Below are 14,359 nucleotides of genomic sequence, written 5' to 3' on the forward strand. Positions count from 1 at the left end.
CCGGGAACGTCGCCGACCATCGGCGTTCTCCTATTGTCCTCCCCCACGGACTCGACGTCAAGGCAGCGGCATTGGCAGCGGCGGCGAGCCGGGCTAGGGCAACGTCCATGGAACGCGCGGACGTCCTCATCCTCGGCGGCGGTCTGGTCGGGAGCGCGCTCGGCGTCGCGCTCGATGCGCATGGGCTGAGCGCGATCATCGTCGATCCGGCCGATCCGGCCACCGTGCTCGCCGCCGACTTCGACGGCCGCGCCTCGGCGATCGCCAGCGCGCCGATGCGGATGCTGGAGGCGATCGGCGTCGGCGAGCGGCTCGCCGGCTTCGGCTGCCCGATCGAGCATATCCGGGTGAGCGATGGCCTCGCGCCGGGCGGGCTCGATTTCGTGCCCGACGCGGACGAAGGTGCGCTCGGCGTAATGTTCGAGAACCGCCGGCTGCGCGCGGCGCTGATAGGGGCGGCCGAGGCGGCGCCGCGGCTCGACCTTCGCATGAAGACGCGGGCCGTCCAGGTGACGCGCGACGCCCATGGCGTCCGCGCGACGCTGAGCGACGGCAGCGAGGTCGCGGCGCCGCTGCTGGTCGGCGCGGAGGGACGTAATTCGCCGACGCGCGACGCCGCGGGCCTCAAGGTCGCGCGCTGGAGCTACGACCACGCCGCGCTGGTCACCTCGCTCCACCACGAGAAGAACCACGGCGGCATCGCCTTCGAGATCTTCTATCCCGAAGGGCCGTTCGCGATCCTGCCGCTCACCGACGACGAGCACGACCATCGCTCGGCGATCGTGTGGTCGGTGCGGCGCGACACGGCGCCGGGGATGCTGAAGCTGTCCGACCGCGGCTTCCTCGCCGAATGCGAGAGGAAGATGGGCGGCGTGCTCGGCGGCCTGTCGCGGCTGACGAAGCGGTTCAGCCATCCGCTCGGCTTCCACCATGCGGCAAAGATCACCGCCGAGCGGCTCGCGCTGGTCGGCGATGCGGCGCACGGCATCCATCCGATCGCCGGCCAGGGCGTCAACGTCGGCTTCCGCGACGTCGCGGCGCTGGTCGAGGTGCTGGTCGACGGCAAGCGGCTGGGCCTCGACCTCGGCGACGCGCAGCTCCTCGCGCGCTACGAGCGCTGGCGCAGCCTCGACACCTTCATGGTTGCCGCCGCCACCGACGGGCTCACCCGCCTGTTCGGCATCCCCGGCAGGACCGCGAGCGCGGTGCGCCGGCTCGGCCTGTCCGCAGTGCAGGCGCTGCCGCCGCTCAAGGACCGCTTCATGGCCGAAGCGCGCGGCGAGAGCGGCGAGGTGCCCAAGCTGCTGCAGGGGCTGACGGTCTGAAACGGACAAGTCTCCCTTTCCGTTCGCCCTGAGCTTGTCGAAGGGCCGTCCTTTCTTTTCCGGTGTTCGAAGAAGAGAAGAAGAGTGGCCCTTCGACAAGCTCAGGGCGAACGGGAGAGGAGAGCTCTACCGTCTGACCGTCCGTGCTTCCTCGACCAGCAGCACCGGCGTGCCGTCGCGCACCGGATAGGCGAGGCCGGCCGCATCGGAGACCAGCTCGCCCGCCGCCTCGTCCCAGCGCAGCGGCGTGCGCGTCGCCGGGCAGACGAGCCGTTCGAGCAGCCACGGGTCGATCGTCATTGCAGCGTCCCCGAATCCTCGTCGTGGCGGCCGAAGAAGGCCATCAGCTGTACGATCAGCCGCGCCCGTTCGCTGAGCGTCGCCGCCTCGAGCAGCGCCTGCTTGGAGGCGGGATCGAACGGCGCGATCTGGGCGATGCCGTTGATCAGACTCTCGTCGTCGAGCCGGCTGACCGCTTCCCAGTCGACCGCATAGCCCTGCGCGTCGGCGAAACGGCGCGATTCGCTCTCGATCGCGGCGCGCTCGACCGGCGCCAGCGCCTCCGCCTCGCCCGGCGCCTCGAGCTCCGCCTCGATCTGGCGGAACGGCGTCGCGACATCGAGCTCGCGCAGCAGGCGGAAGCGCGCCAATCCCTCCAGCACGATGTCGAAGCGCCCGTCGGGCAGTGCCTCGACATCGGTGATACGGCCGACGCAGCCGATGTCGAACAGCGGCGGCGGGTTGCCGGCCGCGCGCGGCTGGATCATCCCGATCCGCCGGTCGCGCGCCAGCGCATCGGTCACCATCGCCCGGTAGCGCGGCTCGAAGATGTGGAGCGGCAGCAGCATCCGCGGAAACAGGATCGCCCCCGCGAGGGGGAAGATCGTCAGCCGCGTGCTCACCCGAACAGGATCGCGGAAAGTTTGCGGCGCTGGGCGGCGACCCAGGGGTCCTCCAGCCCGACCGCCTCGAACAGCTGGAGCAGCTGCTTGCGCGCGGCGCCTTCGTTCCACTCCCGGTCGGCCGCGACCAGCGCGAGCAGCGTGTCGGCGGCGCCGTCGCGGTCGCCGGCCGCCATCTGCCCGCCGGCAAGGCGCATGCGCGCGTCGAAATCGTCGGGGTTGGCGGCGACCTCGGCGGCGAGGCCGGCGAGGTCGTCGACCGGCTCGGCGACCTTGGCGAGATCGATCGCCGAGCGGGCGCGCGCGATTTCGGCGCTCTTCGCCACCTCCTCCGGCAGGTCGGCGAGCGCCGCCTCCGCCTCGTCGAGCCGGCCCTGGCCGACCAGCGCCCGGGCGCGGCCGGCGATCACCGCGGGATGCTCCGGCGCCATCTCGGCAAGCTGCTCGAAGATCGACAGAGCGCGTGCCGAATCGCCGCCCGCCAGCACCTCCTCGCCCATCGCGATCAGCGGCTCGAGCTCGGCCTCCTGCTGCGAATCGTCGCTCTGGATCGGCAGCTGGCGCAACAGCTGGTCGAGGATCGCCTTGAGCTGTGATTCGGTGCGCGCGTTGGTGAGGTCCGCGGCGAGCTGACCCTGGAACATCGCATAGACGGTCGGGATCGAGCGCACCTGGAACTGGGCGGCGATGAACTGATTCGCGTCGACGTCGATCTTGGCGAGCACCACGCCCTTGGACGCGTAATCGGCCGCCACCTTCTCCAGCACCGGCCCCAGCGCCTTGCACGGTCCGCACCATTCCGCCCAAAAATCGATGATGACCAGCTTGGTCATCGACGGCTCGACGACGTCGCGGCGGAACGCCTCGACGGCATCCTTCTCCTGCGGGGACAGACCTAGCGTAGCCACGGATCGGCGCTCCTTTCGACCTCGAAGGCGCCTATGTGGGCCGGGAGGCGGATCGGGCAAGCCTTTTCGGGACTTGCGCCCGTCCCGGAGCGCTGTTAGAGGCCGCCGCCTTACCCGCCCACGGGCTCTTCCGTGGGACTGGCGCCGAGCGGGCGTAGCTCAGGGGTAGAGCACAACCTTGCCAAGGTTGGGGTCGAGGGTTCGAATCCCTTCGCCCGCTCCAGTTTTCGCGTTTTGTGCGCGATTCCACCTCCGGAACGCGCTCGCCCGAACCCTCGAGTCCTTTGTTGGCGCTCCGCCCTGCCGGGTTGCGCGCGTGGTTCGAATCCTCCAGCAGCTGCCGCAATCTGCCCAACTCGGCGCCATCATACCGTCGCCAAATCGCGTCACCGTTCAGGCGATGGCAAGCGCGCTTTTGCTTTACGTCCGCGCGAGTCGCGAGAGGCGACGGTGACGGCGCGCCGCAGGAGTTTGGAACGATGACGAACATCAATCGCGCCCCTGGCGGGCTGCGGTCGGGTATGATCGCCGCCGTCGTATCGGCGGTGCTGCTGACCGCGGCACCCACCCCGGCCACCGCTCGCGTGGAGGAGGGCATCGGCACCCTCGCCGGCGAATGGCGCAACAAGAAGGACACCGTCCATATCCGCACCCATGCTTGCGGCGCGCTGGTGTGCGGCACGGTGAGTTGGGCGAGCGCCGAGGCCGAGGCAGACGCCCGCCGCGGTGGCACGCCGGAGCTCGTCGGCACGAAGATCTTCCGCGAATTTCGTCCTGAGGGCGATGGCAGCTATAAGGGCAAGGTGTTCGTGCCCGATATGAATCGCACCTTCGCCGGCCGCCTGACCGTGACGAGCGACGACAAGCTGCTTGGCAAGGGCTGCGTGCTGGGCGGCCTCATCTGCAAGACGTCGACCTGGGTGCGCGTCCGGTGACGGGCGCCGGCGCCATCCGCGTCGGCATCGGCGGCTGGACGTTCGAGCCGTGGCGCGGGACCTTCTATCCCGACAAATGGCCGCAGAAGCGCGAGCTGGAATATGCCAGCCGCCACGTCACCGCGATCGAGATCAACGGCACCTATTATTCGACCTTCAAGCCGGCGAGCTTCGCCGAATGGGCGAAAGTCGCGCCAGACGACTTCATGTTCGCGGTCAAGGCCTCGCGCTTCTGCACCAACCGCAAGGTGCTGGCGGAGGCGGGCGAATCGATCGCGCGCTTCTGCGGGCAGGGCATCGTCGAGCTCGGACCCAAGCTGGGGCCGATCCTATGGCAGTTCATGGCCACCAAGAAATTCGATCCGGACGATTTCGGCGCCTTCCTGAAGCTGCTGCCGGAGAAGCAGGACGGCGTGCCGCTCCGCCATGCCGTGCAGGTACGACACGAGAGCTTCGCGGTGCCGGCGTTCGTCGAGCTGTGCCGCAAGGCGGGCGTGGCGATCGTCTATGCCAAGTCGGACGATTATCCGGCGATCGCCGACGTGAGCGGCGACTTCGTCTATGTCCGGCTCGAGACGGCGGTGGAAGAGGAGCCGGCCGGCTATGCGCCCGCCGAGCTCGACCGCTGGGCGGAGGCGGCGAAAACCTGGGCGGCGGGCGGGCAGCCTGACGGGTTGCCCTATGTCGCCGATGCGCCGGCCAAGACGCCGCGCGACGCCTTCATCTTCATGATCGCCGGCGCCAAGGTTCGCAATCCGGCGGCCGCGCAGGCGCTGATCGCGCGGCTTTGATCAGAGCCCGAGCGTCTTCAGCGGATCGCCGACCAGCCCGCTGACCATCGCTGCCTGCAGCCGCGTCGCCGGCCATCGCTTCGACAGCGGCCCCACCAGCCAGTCGCGCAGGAAGGGGAGCAGCCGGCCGTCCGACTGGTAGACCGGCGTGAACAGCGCACTCATCGCCTGATAGAGCCGGACATGGCCGCGCCGCAGCCGGATCGCCTGCGCCGGATCGCCCGCGCGCAGGGCGAGCGTCAGGGCATAGGCGTCGAGCAGCGCCATGTTGGCACCCTGGCCGAGCTGCGGGCTGGTCGAATGCCAGGCGTCGCCGATGTGGATCAGCCCGGGAGCCCACGGCCGCGCCAGCGTGCGATGGGCGTAATGGGCGAAGGTGAGCTGCTCGGGCGCCGTAATGGCGTCGAGCAGCGGCTGCGTCGCTGGCCACAGCCTGGCGACCTCCGCCTTCCACAGCTCCAGCCCGTCGGCGCGCCAGGCGCTCAGCCGGTCGCCGCGCAGCGACCAGAAGAAGGCGCATTGCGGCGCCGCGCCGCCGGGCGGCTTGCCGATCGGCAGCACCCCGGCCATCACGCTGGCCGCGCGATAGCGCTGCTGCAGGGCATTCGGGTCGAAATCGCCGCGCCACGGCACGCTCGCCCACAAGGCGCCATAGGGGAGCGTGCGCGCCGGCTCCCCCGCCAGCACGCTGCGCGCGCCAAGCGCATCGACGATCAGATCGAACGGCCCTGCATCGGACCCGTCGGCGAAACGCAGCCGGCCCTCACCGGCGGACTGGACCGTGCGGCCGGCCTCGAGCGTGATGCCCTCGGCGAGCACCAGCCGATAGAGGATGTGGAACAAAGTGGCGCGATGGATGCCGATGCCATAGGCGGCCCGCCCCAGTGCGGCATAACGGACGTCGAGCACGGTGCGGCCGCTGCCGCCGGCCTCTCCTGCCAGCCGGTCGATCCGCGCGCCATGGGCGATCACCGCGGCTTCGGCCCCCATCGCGCGCAGCACGGCCTGGCCGGTGGGCTGGATCATCAGCCCCGATCCGAGCGGCCCCGGCTCCGCGAACCGCTCAAACAGGGTGACGCGATGGCCGTCGCGGCGGAGCAGCAGCGCCGCGGCGAGCCCGGCAACCCCACAGCCGGCGACCGCGACCTCCAGCCGCCGCATTGTCAGCGGTCGGCGCGCGGCGGGCTGGGGCGATCGGCGACCATGCGCTCGCCGTCGATCACGATCGGGCTGGCAACGCCGGGAAGCCCGCCCAGCACCACCTGCATCCCGCGCGCGACGACCTGCGGGTCGGCGAACACCTCGGCGACATTGTTGATCGGGCCGGCCGGAACTCCCTTCGCCTCCAGCGCGTCGGCGAGATCGCGCTTCCTCCAGTCGAGGATCGCGCGGGCGAGCGGCGGGATCAGCGCGTCGCGGTTGGCGACGCGGCCGGGATTGGTGGCGAAGCGATCGTCGCGGTGGAGGTCGAGTCCCAGCACCTCATTGAGCTTGGCGAACTGAGAATCATTGCCGACCGCGACGATCAGCTCGCCGTCGGCGCAGGCGAAGGCCTGGTAAGGGGCGAGATTGGCGTGGCCGTTGCCCATCCGGTGCGGCACCTTGCCCGACGCCATCCAGTTCAATGCCTGGTTGGCGAGCACCGCCACCTGCGTGTCGAGCAGCGCCATGTCGATGTGCGCGCCCTCGTCGGTGACGTCACGACGCCTGAGCGCCGCCAGGATCGCCACCGTCGCATAGACGCCGGTGAAGATGTCGGCATAGGCGATGCCGGCCTTCTGCGGCGCGCCGTCGGGCTCGCCGGTCAGCGACATGATCCCGCCCATGCCCTGGATGATGAAGTCGTAGCCGGCACGATGGGCATAAGGGCCGGTCTGGCCGAAGCCGGTGATCGAGCAGGTGACGAGCCGCGGATTGATCGCGGCGAGGCTGGCGTGGTCGAGGCCGTATTTGACGAGGCCGCCGACCTTGTAGTTCTCGATCACGACGTCGGCATCGGCGGCCAGCTCGCGCACGCGGGCCTGGCCCTCGGGCGAGGCGATGTCGACGGCGATGCTGGTCTTGCCGCGGTTGGTCGAATGATAATAGGCGGCGTCGAGGTTGCGGCCCTCGGCGTCGTGCAGGAAGGGCGGGCCCCAGTGGCGGGTGTCGTCCCCTGCGCCGGGGCGCTCGACCTTGATCACCTCGGCGCCGAGATCGGCGAGGAGCTGGCCGCACCACGGGCCGGCGAGGATGCGCGCGAGCTCGACGACCCTGATCCCGGCGAGCGGCTTCACGGCGCGACGCTCACCACTTCGACCGCCTCCGTGCGGCCGCCGAAGTCGACGCGGTCGCCGGCCTCCGCATGCATCACCGCGCGGGCAAGCGGGGCGGTGAAGGCAAGCAATCCCGCGGCGGGATCGGCCTCGTCATGGCCGACGATGCGGAAGCGCTGCTCGGCGCCGCCGCGGCGGATCACCACCTCGGAACCGATCCCGGCGATGCCCGGCTCGGGCGGCGGGGCGAGCTCGGCGGTGGCATGGCGCGTCGCCCAATAGCGCTGCTCGCGCTTCAGCCGCTTCAGCTCGTCCTCGTCGGTCGCCGCGGCAACGGCGGCCGCCATCTCGGCATCCCTGGCCGCGAGCAGCTCGAGCCCGCGCGGAGTGACCAGATTGGGCCCGACCGGGATCGGCAGCTCGAACTCGGGTTCCTTATGCTCGTCGTCGCTCTCGCGACGGAAGGCGACACTCATTAGGCGGGCTTTCGAATCTCGTAGATGACATGCGGCTTCATCTCGCCGGCCATCGGCCGGTCGACGGTACCGGGGCGGAGCACGCCGCCGATCTTCTCCATCGCCTTGCGCGAGCGGATGTTGCCCTCGCCGACGGTGAATATCACCGTTCCGACGTAGCGGTGGATGTGATCGAGCATCAGCCGCTTGATCTCGCGGTTCCAGGTGCCGCCCCAATACTCACGCGCGAGATATGTCCAGCCGATCTCGATCTCGTCGGCTTGCCGGTTCCAATTGTCGAAGCGGCTCGATCCGATCACCCGGCCGGTCGCCTTGTCGATGATCGTCAGCGCGCCGCCCGACGCGATGCCGCCGTCGAAATAGGCGCGGAAGACCGGCTCCTGCCAGCGATCGTGCGCGGGATGTACTTCCCAGAGCAGCGGGTCGGAGGCGACGGCGTAGAGCGCGTCCCAATCCTCCGGCACGCTCGGCCGCAGGCGGACGAGCTCGCCTTCGAGCACCGGCTGACGGTCCGGCGTCAAAACGCCGCGATCCCGGTGATCGCGCGGCCGAGGATCAGGCCGTGGACGTCGTGCGTGCCTTCGTAGGTGTTGACCGTCTCGAGGTTGATCGCGTGACGGATGACGTGGAACTCGGCCGAGATGCCGTTGCCGCCGTGCATGTCGCGCGCGACCCGGGCGATGTCGAGCGCCTTGCCGCAGTTGTTGCGCTTGATCAGCGAGATCGCCTCGGGCGCCAGCGTGCCCTCGTCGAACATGCGGCCGGCACGCAGCGCCGCCTGGAGGCCGAGCGCGATCTCGGTCTCCATGTTGGCGAGCTTGAGCTGCACCAGCTGCGTCGCGGCGAGCGGGCGGCCGAACTGCTGGCGGTCGAGCGCATATTGCCGCGCCGCCTCCAAGCAGAACTCGGCAGCGCCCATCGTGCCCCAGGCGATGCCGTAGCGCGCGCGGTTGAGGCAGCCGAACGGGCCCTTCAATCCCTGCACCTCGGGCAGCAGCGCATCCTCGCCGACCTCGACGCCGTCCATCACGATCTCGCCGGTGATCGAGGCGCGCAGCGACAGCTTGCCCTCGATCTTGGGCGTCGAGAGGCCGGGGAGGCCGCGTTCGAGGACGAAACCCTTGATCCCGCCGCCATGCGCGTCGCTCTTGGCCCAGACCACCATCACGTCGGCGATCGGCGAGTTGGTGATCCACATCTTGGTGCCAGTCAGGCGGTAGCCGTCCGCGGTCTTCTCTGCGCGCGTCCTCATGCTGCCGGGATCGGAACCGGCGTCAGGCTCGGTCAGGCCGAAGCAGCCGACCAGCTCGCCGGTGGCGAGGCCGGGGAGGTATTTCCGCTTCTGCTCCTCAGTGCCATAGGCGTTGATCGGGTGCATGACGAGGCTCGACTGCACGCTCATCGCCGAGCGATAGCCCGAATCGACCGCCTCCACCTCGCGCGCGACCAGGCCATAGGCGACATAGCCGAGGCCCGCGCCGCCATATTCGGGCGAGATGGTGGGGCCGAGCAGGCCCAATGACCCCATCTCGCGCATGATCTCGCGGTCGAAGCTCTCGTCGAGGAATGCCCGGGTCACGCGCGGCAGCAGCTGCTCGCGGGCATAGGCGCGGGCGGCATCCCGCACCATCCGCTCCTCGTCGGTGAGCTGCGTGTCGAGCGCGAACGGATCCTGCCAGTCGAACCGGCCCATCTCGGCCATGGAACTCTCCTAATCAGATCGCCGGCGTCGTCGCGCCGGTTTCGGGCTCCGCCGCTGCCGGCGGAGGCGGGGGCGGCGGTGCCGCCTTGGCCGGGCCGAGCGCGACCAGCTCCAATGCGTTCAACGCCTCGCGCGCGCCGACGTAGCGGCGCGCCGCATCGGTCCAGCTCTTCGCCGCGGGGGCGCCGGGCATCCGCGAGACCTCGGCCAGCGCACCCTCGACCTGGCCCGCGTCGAGCATTCGCCGCGCACGGGCGAGCCGGTCGGCCGCGCGTGGGCTCGGCGTGGTCTCGTGCCGCAGCACGACCAGACTGGTGAGCTCGCGCCACAGCGCCCGGCCGACGCCGTCGTCGAGGCTGCCGCGGGTGAGCCGCGGTGCGATCGCGTCGAGCGCCTCGCGCAGGTCCTCCAGCGTCACCGGCGAGCGTCCGGCGGCGATCACCGTCGCCACCGACGATCCCGCGTCGGCGCCGAAGCGGGTGAGGAGCAGCGGCTCATAGCCCTCGAGCTTCTGCCCGCGATCGAGCCGGCGGCGCACCGCGTACAGGATCAGCAGCCGCTCGGCGCGGCTGGCATTGCCGGCGGAGGTGCGCGACGCCGCGTCGGCGGCGGCCATGCGCGCCTCGATCGCGCGCAGCTGCATGTCGAGCGCCGCCTCGCGCGCGGCCAGCCCCTCGATCGTGATCGGCGCGACCGCGGCCGGGACGGAGGGCGCGGCGGCGGAAGGGTCGACGATGATCGGCTGCTGCGCGGGCCGGCGCCAGCGCTCGATCGCCGGACCGGCCCACATCACCGCGATCACGCCGAGCACGAAGGCGGCGATCAGCGCGATCGCGAGCGGCCAGCCGCTGCGGCGCCGCGGCGGAGCCGCGAGGGACGGGGTCTCGCCGGTCATGCCGGGCTTATCGGCACCGGCGGCACGCGCGTCAATCGGCGAGCTTGCGCGCGGTGGTGATAAGCGCGTCGTCGGTCGGTGCTTCCGCAACAGCTACGGCCGCCCAGCCCACGCCGGCGGCGTCGGCGGCCGTCCGGCTGATCGCGGCGAGCACGATACGGCTGCGGTCGGGTGCGATCTCGGCCAGCCGAGCACCGGCGCGTGCCGAATGGACCAGCGCGACGCTGCCCTGCAACGGCGTCGGATCGACGGCAAGCGGATCGCTGGCATAGACGGTGACCGTGTCGACGCCGGCCGCCATTCGGTCATGCCCGGCGAGATGCAGCAGCCGTATGCCCCTTGCCCGTTCGATGATCGCCTCGACTCCGCTTGCGCCGACGTCGCGCACCGCGAAGCCGGCGTCCCGCGCCGCGGCGGCGGTCGCATTCCCGACCGCGACGACCGGCAGCGAACGCAGGCGCTCGAGCTCGGCCCCGCCATGCCGGATCGCATTGGCACTGGTGATGAGCAGCGCGTCGTAATCCGCCGGATCGGGCGCCTGCCATGCGACCGGCGCGATCGCGAACAACGGCAGCCGGATGGCGCGCAGCCCCTCCGCCTCGATCCGCGCAGCGGTGGCGGCATTCCCCGGTTCCGGCCGCAGCACCGCGAGCGGGCGCGTCATGCCCCGAACAGCCGCGCGATCGCGGCCGGTGCGGCGGCAAGCAGCGCCGCCGCCAGCGCGTCGGGGTCTTGCCCCGACAGCCGCACCGATTCGCTCCCGTCCTCGGCAAGCAGCTCGGCGTCGATCGCCACCCCGTCCGCTCCGATCCGCGCCAGCACCGCGACCGGCGAATGGCAATCGGCATGGAGCGCGGCCAGCACCGCGCGTTCGGCATGGACGCACTTCTCGGTGTCGCGATGCCCGATCGCCGCCAGCATCTCCAGCATCGCGCCGTCGCCCGCGCGTGCCTCGATCCCGACCGCGCCCTGGGCCGGCGCGGGCAGCATCGTCTCGAGCGGGATCGGCACACCAATGTCGTCGCGCCCCAACCGCGCGAGCCCGGCGGCGGCGAGCAGGGTCGCCTCCGCCTCGCCGGCCGCCAGCTTGGCGAGGCGCGTGTCGACATTGCCGCGGAACAGCACCGGCCGCAGGTCGCCGCGGATGCGCCGCACCTGCGCCGCGCGGCGGGGCGAGCTGGTGCCGATCCGCGCGGCCTCGGGCAGCGCCTCGAAGGACGCCGCCCCCACCAGCCGGTCGCGCACGTCGGCGCGCTCCAGCATCGCGGCGATGGCGATCTCGGGCGGACGGACCGTCTCGACGTCCTTCATCGAATGCACCGCGCAGTCGATCTCGCCGGCCAGCAGCGCACGGTCGAGCTCCTTGGTCCACAGCGCCTTGCCGCCGATCTCGGCGAGCGCGCGGTCCTGCACCTTGTCGCCGGTGGTGCGCACGGGCACGATATCGACCGCGCAGCCGTGCGCCGCGGCCAGCGCGTCACGCACCTGCCCGGCCTGGACGAGCGCGAGCGGCGATCCGCGGGTGCCGAGGCGAATCCTGATCATCGCTCCCGCTTGGACGAACCGCCGCCCTTCGACAAGCGCGGGCACGATCGCTACATGGCGGCGATGCTGATCCTCGGCCTCGAATCGAGCTGCGACGAGACTGCCGCGGCGCTCGTCACCGGCGACCGCCGCGTCCTGGCGCACAAGCTGGCGGGACAGGAGGCGGCGCATCGCCCCTATGGCGGCGTGGTGCCGGAGATCGCCGCGCGCGCGCATGTCGAGGCGCTGGGGCCGCTGGTCGAGGCCGCATTGGCGGAAGCGGGCACCACGCTCGCCGACGTCGACGCGATCGCCGCCACCGCCGGACCCGGCCTGATCGGCGGGGTGATGGTGGGGCTGGTCACCGGCAAGGCGCTGGCGCTGGCGAGCGGCAAGCCGCTGATCGCGGTCAACCATCTCGAAGGCCACGCGCTGTCGCCCCGGCTCGCGGATCCGAGCCTCGCCTTTCCCTATCTGCTGTTGCTGGTCTCCGGCGGGCATTGCCAGCTGCTGCTGGTGGAAGGCGCGGGCACCTACCGCCGGCTCGCGACGACGATCGACGACGCCGCCGGCGAGGCGTTCGACAAGACGGCGAAGCTGCTCGGGCTCGGCTTTCCCGGCGGGCCGGCAGTCGAGAAGGCAGCGCAGGCCGGCGATCCGCGCGCGGTGCAGCTGCCGCGGCCGCTGGCCGGCTCGCGCGAGCCGCACTTCTCCTTCGCCGGGCTCAAGAGCGCGGTGGCACGCGTGGTCGGCCAGTATCGCGTCGAGGATATCGCCGCCTCCTTCCAGGCCGCGGTGGTCGACTGCCTGATCGACCGCACCCGCCGGGCGCTGGACGTGGTGCCCGAGATCACCGCGCTGGTCGTGGCAGGGGGCGTCGCCGCCAACACGAGCGTGCGCGTCGCGCTGGAGACGCTGGCGAGCGACTACGGCATCCGCTTCGTCGCGCCGCCGCTGTGGCTGTGCACGGACAATGCCGCGATGATCGCCTGGGCCGGCGCGGAGCGCTTCGCTGCCGGCATGGTCGATCCGCTCGACACGCCGGCCCGCGCGCGCTGGCCGCTCGATCCGGACGCGGAGAAGGTACGGGGTGCGGGGGTGAAGGCATGAGGATCGGAGTCATCGGCGGCGGCGCCTGGGGGACCGCGCTCGCCCAGGTCGCGGCACGCGGGGGCAGGCCCGTCACCTTGTGGGCGCGCGAGACGGAGGTGGTCGAGGCGATCAACGCCGAGCACCGCAACCCCCACTTCCTGCCCGGCATCGATCTCGATCCCGCGATCACCGCGACGGGCGACCTCACCGAGCTCGCCGGTCACGACGCGCTGCTGGTGGTGGCGCCGGCGCAGCATATCCGCGCGGTGCTCGCCGAGGCGCATGTCGGCGCGACCCCCCTCGTGCTCTGCGCCAAGGGCATCGAGGCGGGCACCCGCCTGCTGGTCGGCGAGATCGCGCGCGAGATGCATCCCCATGCGCCGGTCGCCGTTCTCTCCGGCCCCACCTTCGCGCACGAGGTGGCGCGCGGACAGCCGACCGCCGTCACGCTGGCCTGCGAGGACGGCGAGCTGCTCGGCCGGCTCGCCGATCGCCTCGGCGGCCCGGCCTTCCGCCCTTATGCCTCAAACGACGTGATCGGCGCCGAGATCGGCGGCGCGGTCAAGAACGTCCTCGCGATCGCCTGCGGCGTGGTCGAAGGCGCGGACCTCGGCCTCAACGCGCGCGCGGCGCTGATCGCGCGCGGCTTTGCCGAGATGACGCGCTTCGGCGTGGCGCGCGGCGGCCGGGCGGAGACGCTCGCCGGCCTGTCCGGGCTCGGCGACCTGGTGCTGACCTGCACCTCGACCAACTCGCGCAATTTCACCCTCGGCGTCGGGCTCGGCCAGGGCAAGGCGGCGGCGGAGCTGCTCGCCGACCGCAGGACGGTGGCGGAAGGCGCCTTCACCGCGCCGGTGCTGCGCGAGGCGGCGGCCGAGGTCGGCGTCGACATGCCGATCGCGGCCGCGGTGTGCGCACTGCTCGAAGGCGCACCGGTCGCGGAGGTGGTAGGGGCGCTGCTCGCCCGGCCGCTCAAGGAGGAAGCATGATGCGCTGGGCCGCGCTGCTCAAGGGCATCAACGCCGGGCGCAAGCTGGCGATGGCCGATCTCAGGGCCTTCCTTGCCGATCAGGGCATGGATGACGTCAAGACGCTGCTCGCCTCGGGGAATGCGGTCTTCGGTTCGGCGGACCGGGACGCCGCGGCGCTGGAGACGCGGCTCGCCGCCGCGGCAAGGGAAGCGTTGGGCCTCGACACCGACTGGTTCCTGCGCAGCCACGCCGATCTGACCGCGATCGCGGCGGCCAATCCCTTCCCCGACGCCGCCGCGGCGCATCCCAATCATCTCCAGCTATTCTTCCACCGCGATCCCGTCGATCCGGCGCTGATCGACGCGGTGGCCGCCATCTACGACGGGCCCGAGCGACTGCACGCGATCGGGCGCGAGCTCTACGTCGACTATCCCGACGACATCGGCCATTCCAAGCTGCCGCAGGCGATGGCCAGGGCGAAGTTCCCCAAGGCGACGACCGCGCGCAACTGGAACACGATTCTGAAGCTGATCGCGATGCTGGAGCAGTAGAGACGGCGAAACCGTTCCGCCTCCTCCACAGG

At 71.3% G+C, this 14,359-nt stretch carries 17 protein-coding genes and 1 tRNA gene; 7 read left to right on the plus strand and 11 right to left on the minus strand.

Annotated features, from left to right (window positions below):
- Window positions 1-107: 107 nt before the first annotated feature.
- Complete coding sequence (locus LZK98_RS02755; protein ID WP_233784829.1) at window positions 108-1,325, plus strand: UbiH/UbiF/VisC/COQ6 family ubiquinone biosynthesis hydroxylase; 1,218 nt, start codon at window positions 108-110, stop codon at window positions 1,323-1,325.
- Between the two features lie 126 nt (window positions 1,326-1,451).
- Here LZK98_RS02755 and LZK98_RS02760 read toward each other — a convergent pair whose 3' ends face one another.
- From LZK98_RS02760 to LZK98_RS02770, 3 genes are read right to left on the minus strand one after another with little or no spacing between them, the layout of a single operon-like run.
- Entirely contained in the window at window positions 1,452-1,625 is a 174-nt protein-coding gene (locus LZK98_RS02760) for a Trm112 family protein (RefSeq protein WP_233784830.1), read from the minus strand.
- Window positions 1,622-2,173, minus strand: coding sequence for an LON peptidase substrate-binding domain-containing protein (locus tag LZK98_RS02765; RefSeq protein WP_233786489.1), 552 nt, complete (start codon window positions 2,171-2,173; stop codon window positions 1,622-1,624). Before LZK98_RS02765 ends, LZK98_RS02760 begins: the two co-directional genes overlap by 4 nt.
- 50 nt (window positions 2,174-2,223) lie before the next feature.
- The gene (locus LZK98_RS02770) at window positions 2,224-3,120 is read right to left on the minus strand and encodes a tetratricopeptide repeat protein (protein WP_233786490.1); all 897 of its coding nucleotides are present in this window, start codon (window positions 3,118-3,120) and stop codon (window positions 2,224-2,226) included.
- Window positions 3,121-3,283: 163 nt separating this feature from the next.
- Here LZK98_RS02770 and LZK98_RS02775 point away from each other — a divergent pair.
- From LZK98_RS02775 to LZK98_RS02785, 3 genes are all read left to right on the plus strand, one after another.
- Window positions 3,284-3,358, plus strand: a tRNA-Gly gene (locus tag LZK98_RS02775).
- A 256-nt stretch (window positions 3,359-3,614) separates the two neighbouring features.
- Window positions 3,615-4,070 (plus strand): DUF2147 domain-containing protein, encoded by a 456-nt coding sequence (locus LZK98_RS02780; RefSeq protein ID WP_233784831.1) that lies wholly within the window; start codon window positions 3,615-3,617, stop codon window positions 4,068-4,070.
- Window positions 4,067-4,861 (plus strand): DUF72 domain-containing protein, encoded by a 795-nt coding sequence (locus LZK98_RS02785; RefSeq protein ID WP_233784832.1) that lies wholly within the window; start codon window positions 4,067-4,069, stop codon window positions 4,859-4,861. The genes LZK98_RS02780 and LZK98_RS02785 overlap by 4 nt, the downstream gene beginning before the upstream one ends.
- Here the strand turns inward: LZK98_RS02785 and LZK98_RS02790 are convergent, their stop codons facing one another.
- Genes LZK98_RS02790 through hemC form a run of 8 tightly spaced genes read right to left on the minus strand, consistent with a single transcriptional unit; the run spans window position 4,862 to window position 11,734 of the window.
- Complete coding sequence (locus tag LZK98_RS02790) at window positions 4,862-6,022, minus strand: FAD-dependent oxidoreductase (RefSeq protein ID WP_233784833.1); 1,161 nt, start codon at window positions 6,020-6,022, stop codon at window positions 4,862-4,864.
- Between the two features lie 2 nt (window positions 6,023-6,024).
- Complete coding sequence (locus LZK98_RS02795) at window positions 6,025-7,137, minus strand: CaiB/BaiF CoA transferase family protein (protein WP_233784834.1); 1,113 nt, start codon at window positions 7,135-7,137, stop codon at window positions 6,025-6,027.
- Window positions 7,134-7,592, minus strand: coding sequence for a GreA/GreB family elongation factor (locus LZK98_RS02800; protein WP_233784835.1), 459 nt, complete (start codon window positions 7,590-7,592; stop codon window positions 7,134-7,136). Before LZK98_RS02800 ends, LZK98_RS02795 begins: the two co-directional genes overlap by 4 nt.
- Window positions 7,592-8,113 (minus strand): GNAT family N-acetyltransferase, encoded by a 522-nt coding sequence (locus LZK98_RS02805; RefSeq protein ID WP_233784836.1) that lies wholly within the window; start codon window positions 8,111-8,113, stop codon window positions 7,592-7,594. The genes LZK98_RS02800 and LZK98_RS02805 overlap by 1 nt, the downstream gene beginning before the upstream one ends.
- Entirely contained in the window at window positions 8,110-9,294 is a 1,185-nt protein-coding gene (locus LZK98_RS02810) for an acyl-CoA dehydrogenase (protein WP_233784837.1), read from the minus strand. Before LZK98_RS02810 ends, LZK98_RS02805 begins: the two co-directional genes overlap by 4 nt.
- Window positions 9,295-9,307: 13 nt before the next feature.
- Entirely contained in the window at window positions 9,308-10,189 is an 882-nt protein-coding gene (locus LZK98_RS02815) for a hypothetical protein (protein ID WP_233784838.1), read from the minus strand.
- Between the two features lie 31 nt (window positions 10,190-10,220).
- Window positions 10,221-10,853, minus strand: a complete 633-nt coding sequence (locus LZK98_RS02820; RefSeq protein ID WP_233784839.1) for a uroporphyrinogen-III synthase — start codon at window positions 10,851-10,853, stop codon at window positions 10,221-10,223.
- On the minus strand, window positions 10,850-11,734 hold the full coding sequence (hemC, locus tag LZK98_RS02825) for a hydroxymethylbilane synthase (protein WP_233784840.1): 885 nt from the start codon (window positions 11,732-11,734) through the stop codon (window positions 10,850-10,852). The genes LZK98_RS02820 and hemC overlap by 4 nt, the downstream gene beginning before the upstream one ends.
- 63 nt (window positions 11,735-11,797) lie before the next feature.
- Between hemC and tsaD the strand changes: the two genes are divergently transcribed.
- Genes tsaD through LZK98_RS02840 form a run of 3 tightly spaced genes read left to right on the plus strand, consistent with a single transcriptional unit; the run spans window position 11,798 to window position 14,327 of the window.
- Entirely contained in the window at window positions 11,798-12,823 is a 1,026-nt protein-coding gene (gene tsaD, locus LZK98_RS02830; protein ID WP_233786491.1) for a tRNA (adenosine(37)-N6)-threonylcarbamoyltransferase complex transferase subunit TsaD, read from the plus strand.
- Window positions 12,820-13,794 (plus strand): NAD(P)H-dependent glycerol-3-phosphate dehydrogenase, encoded by a 975-nt coding sequence (locus LZK98_RS02835; protein ID WP_233784841.1) that lies wholly within the window; start codon window positions 12,820-12,822, stop codon window positions 13,792-13,794. Before tsaD ends, LZK98_RS02835 begins: the two co-directional genes overlap by 4 nt.
- Window positions 13,791-14,327, plus strand: coding sequence for a DUF1697 domain-containing protein (locus LZK98_RS02840; RefSeq protein WP_233784842.1), 537 nt, complete (start codon window positions 13,791-13,793; stop codon window positions 14,325-14,327). Before LZK98_RS02835 ends, LZK98_RS02840 begins: the two co-directional genes overlap by 4 nt.
- Window positions 14,328-14,359 lie beyond the last annotated feature (32 nt).

It is taken from the genome of Sphingomonas cannabina, assembly GCF_021391395.1.
GTDB lineage: Bacteria > Pseudomonadota > Alphaproteobacteria > Sphingomonadales > Sphingomonadaceae > Sphingomonas > Sphingomonas cannabina.

Bases quoted from the DNA above. Each gene is read 5' to 3' on its own strand.
- LZK98_RS02755 (WP_233784829.1), top strand. From the start codon at position 108: ATGGAACGCGCGGACGTCCTCATCCTCGGCGGCGGTCTGGTCGGGAGC.
- LZK98_RS02760 (WP_233784830.1), bottom strand. From the start codon at position 1,625: ATGACGATCGACCCGTGGCTGCTCGAACGGCTCGTCTGCCCGGCGACG.
- LZK98_RS02765 (WP_233786489.1), bottom strand. From the start codon at position 2,173: ATGCTGCTGCCGCTCCACATCTTCGAGCCGCGCTACCGGGCGATGGTG.
- LZK98_RS02780 (WP_233784831.1), top strand. From the start codon at position 3,615: ATGACGAACATCAATCGCGCCCCTGGCGGGCTGCGGTCGGGTATGATC.
- LZK98_RS02790 (WP_233784833.1), bottom strand. From the start codon at position 6,022: ATGCGGCGGCTGGAGGTCGCGGTCGCCGGCTGTGGGGTTGCCGGGCTC.
- LZK98_RS02800 (WP_233784835.1), bottom strand. From the start codon at position 7,592: ATGAGTGTCGCCTTCCGTCGCGAGAGCGACGACGAGCATAAGGAACCC.
- LZK98_RS02810 (WP_233784837.1), bottom strand. From the start codon at position 9,294: ATGGCCGAGATGGGCCGGTTCGACTGGCAGGATCCGTTCGCGCTCGAC.
- LZK98_RS02815 (WP_233784838.1), bottom strand. From the start codon at position 10,189: ATGACCGGCGAGACCCCGTCCCTCGCGGCTCCGCCGCGGCGCCGCAGC.
- LZK98_RS02820 (WP_233784839.1), bottom strand. From the start codon at position 10,853: ATGACGCGCCCGCTCGCGGTGCTGCGGCCGGAACCGGGGAATGCCGCC.
- hemC (WP_233784840.1), bottom strand. From the start codon at position 11,734: ATGATCAGGATTCGCCTCGGCACCCGCGGATCGCCGCTCGCGCTCGTC.
- tsaD (WP_233786491.1), top strand. From the start codon at position 11,798: ATGCTGATCCTCGGCCTCGAATCGAGCTGCGACGAGACTGCCGCGGCG.
- LZK98_RS02835 (WP_233784841.1), top strand. From the start codon at position 12,820: ATGAGGATCGGAGTCATCGGCGGCGGCGCCTGGGGGACCGCGCTCGCC.
- LZK98_RS02840 (WP_233784842.1), top strand. From the start codon at position 13,791: ATGATGCGCTGGGCCGCGCTGCTCAAGGGCATCAACGCCGGGCGCAAG.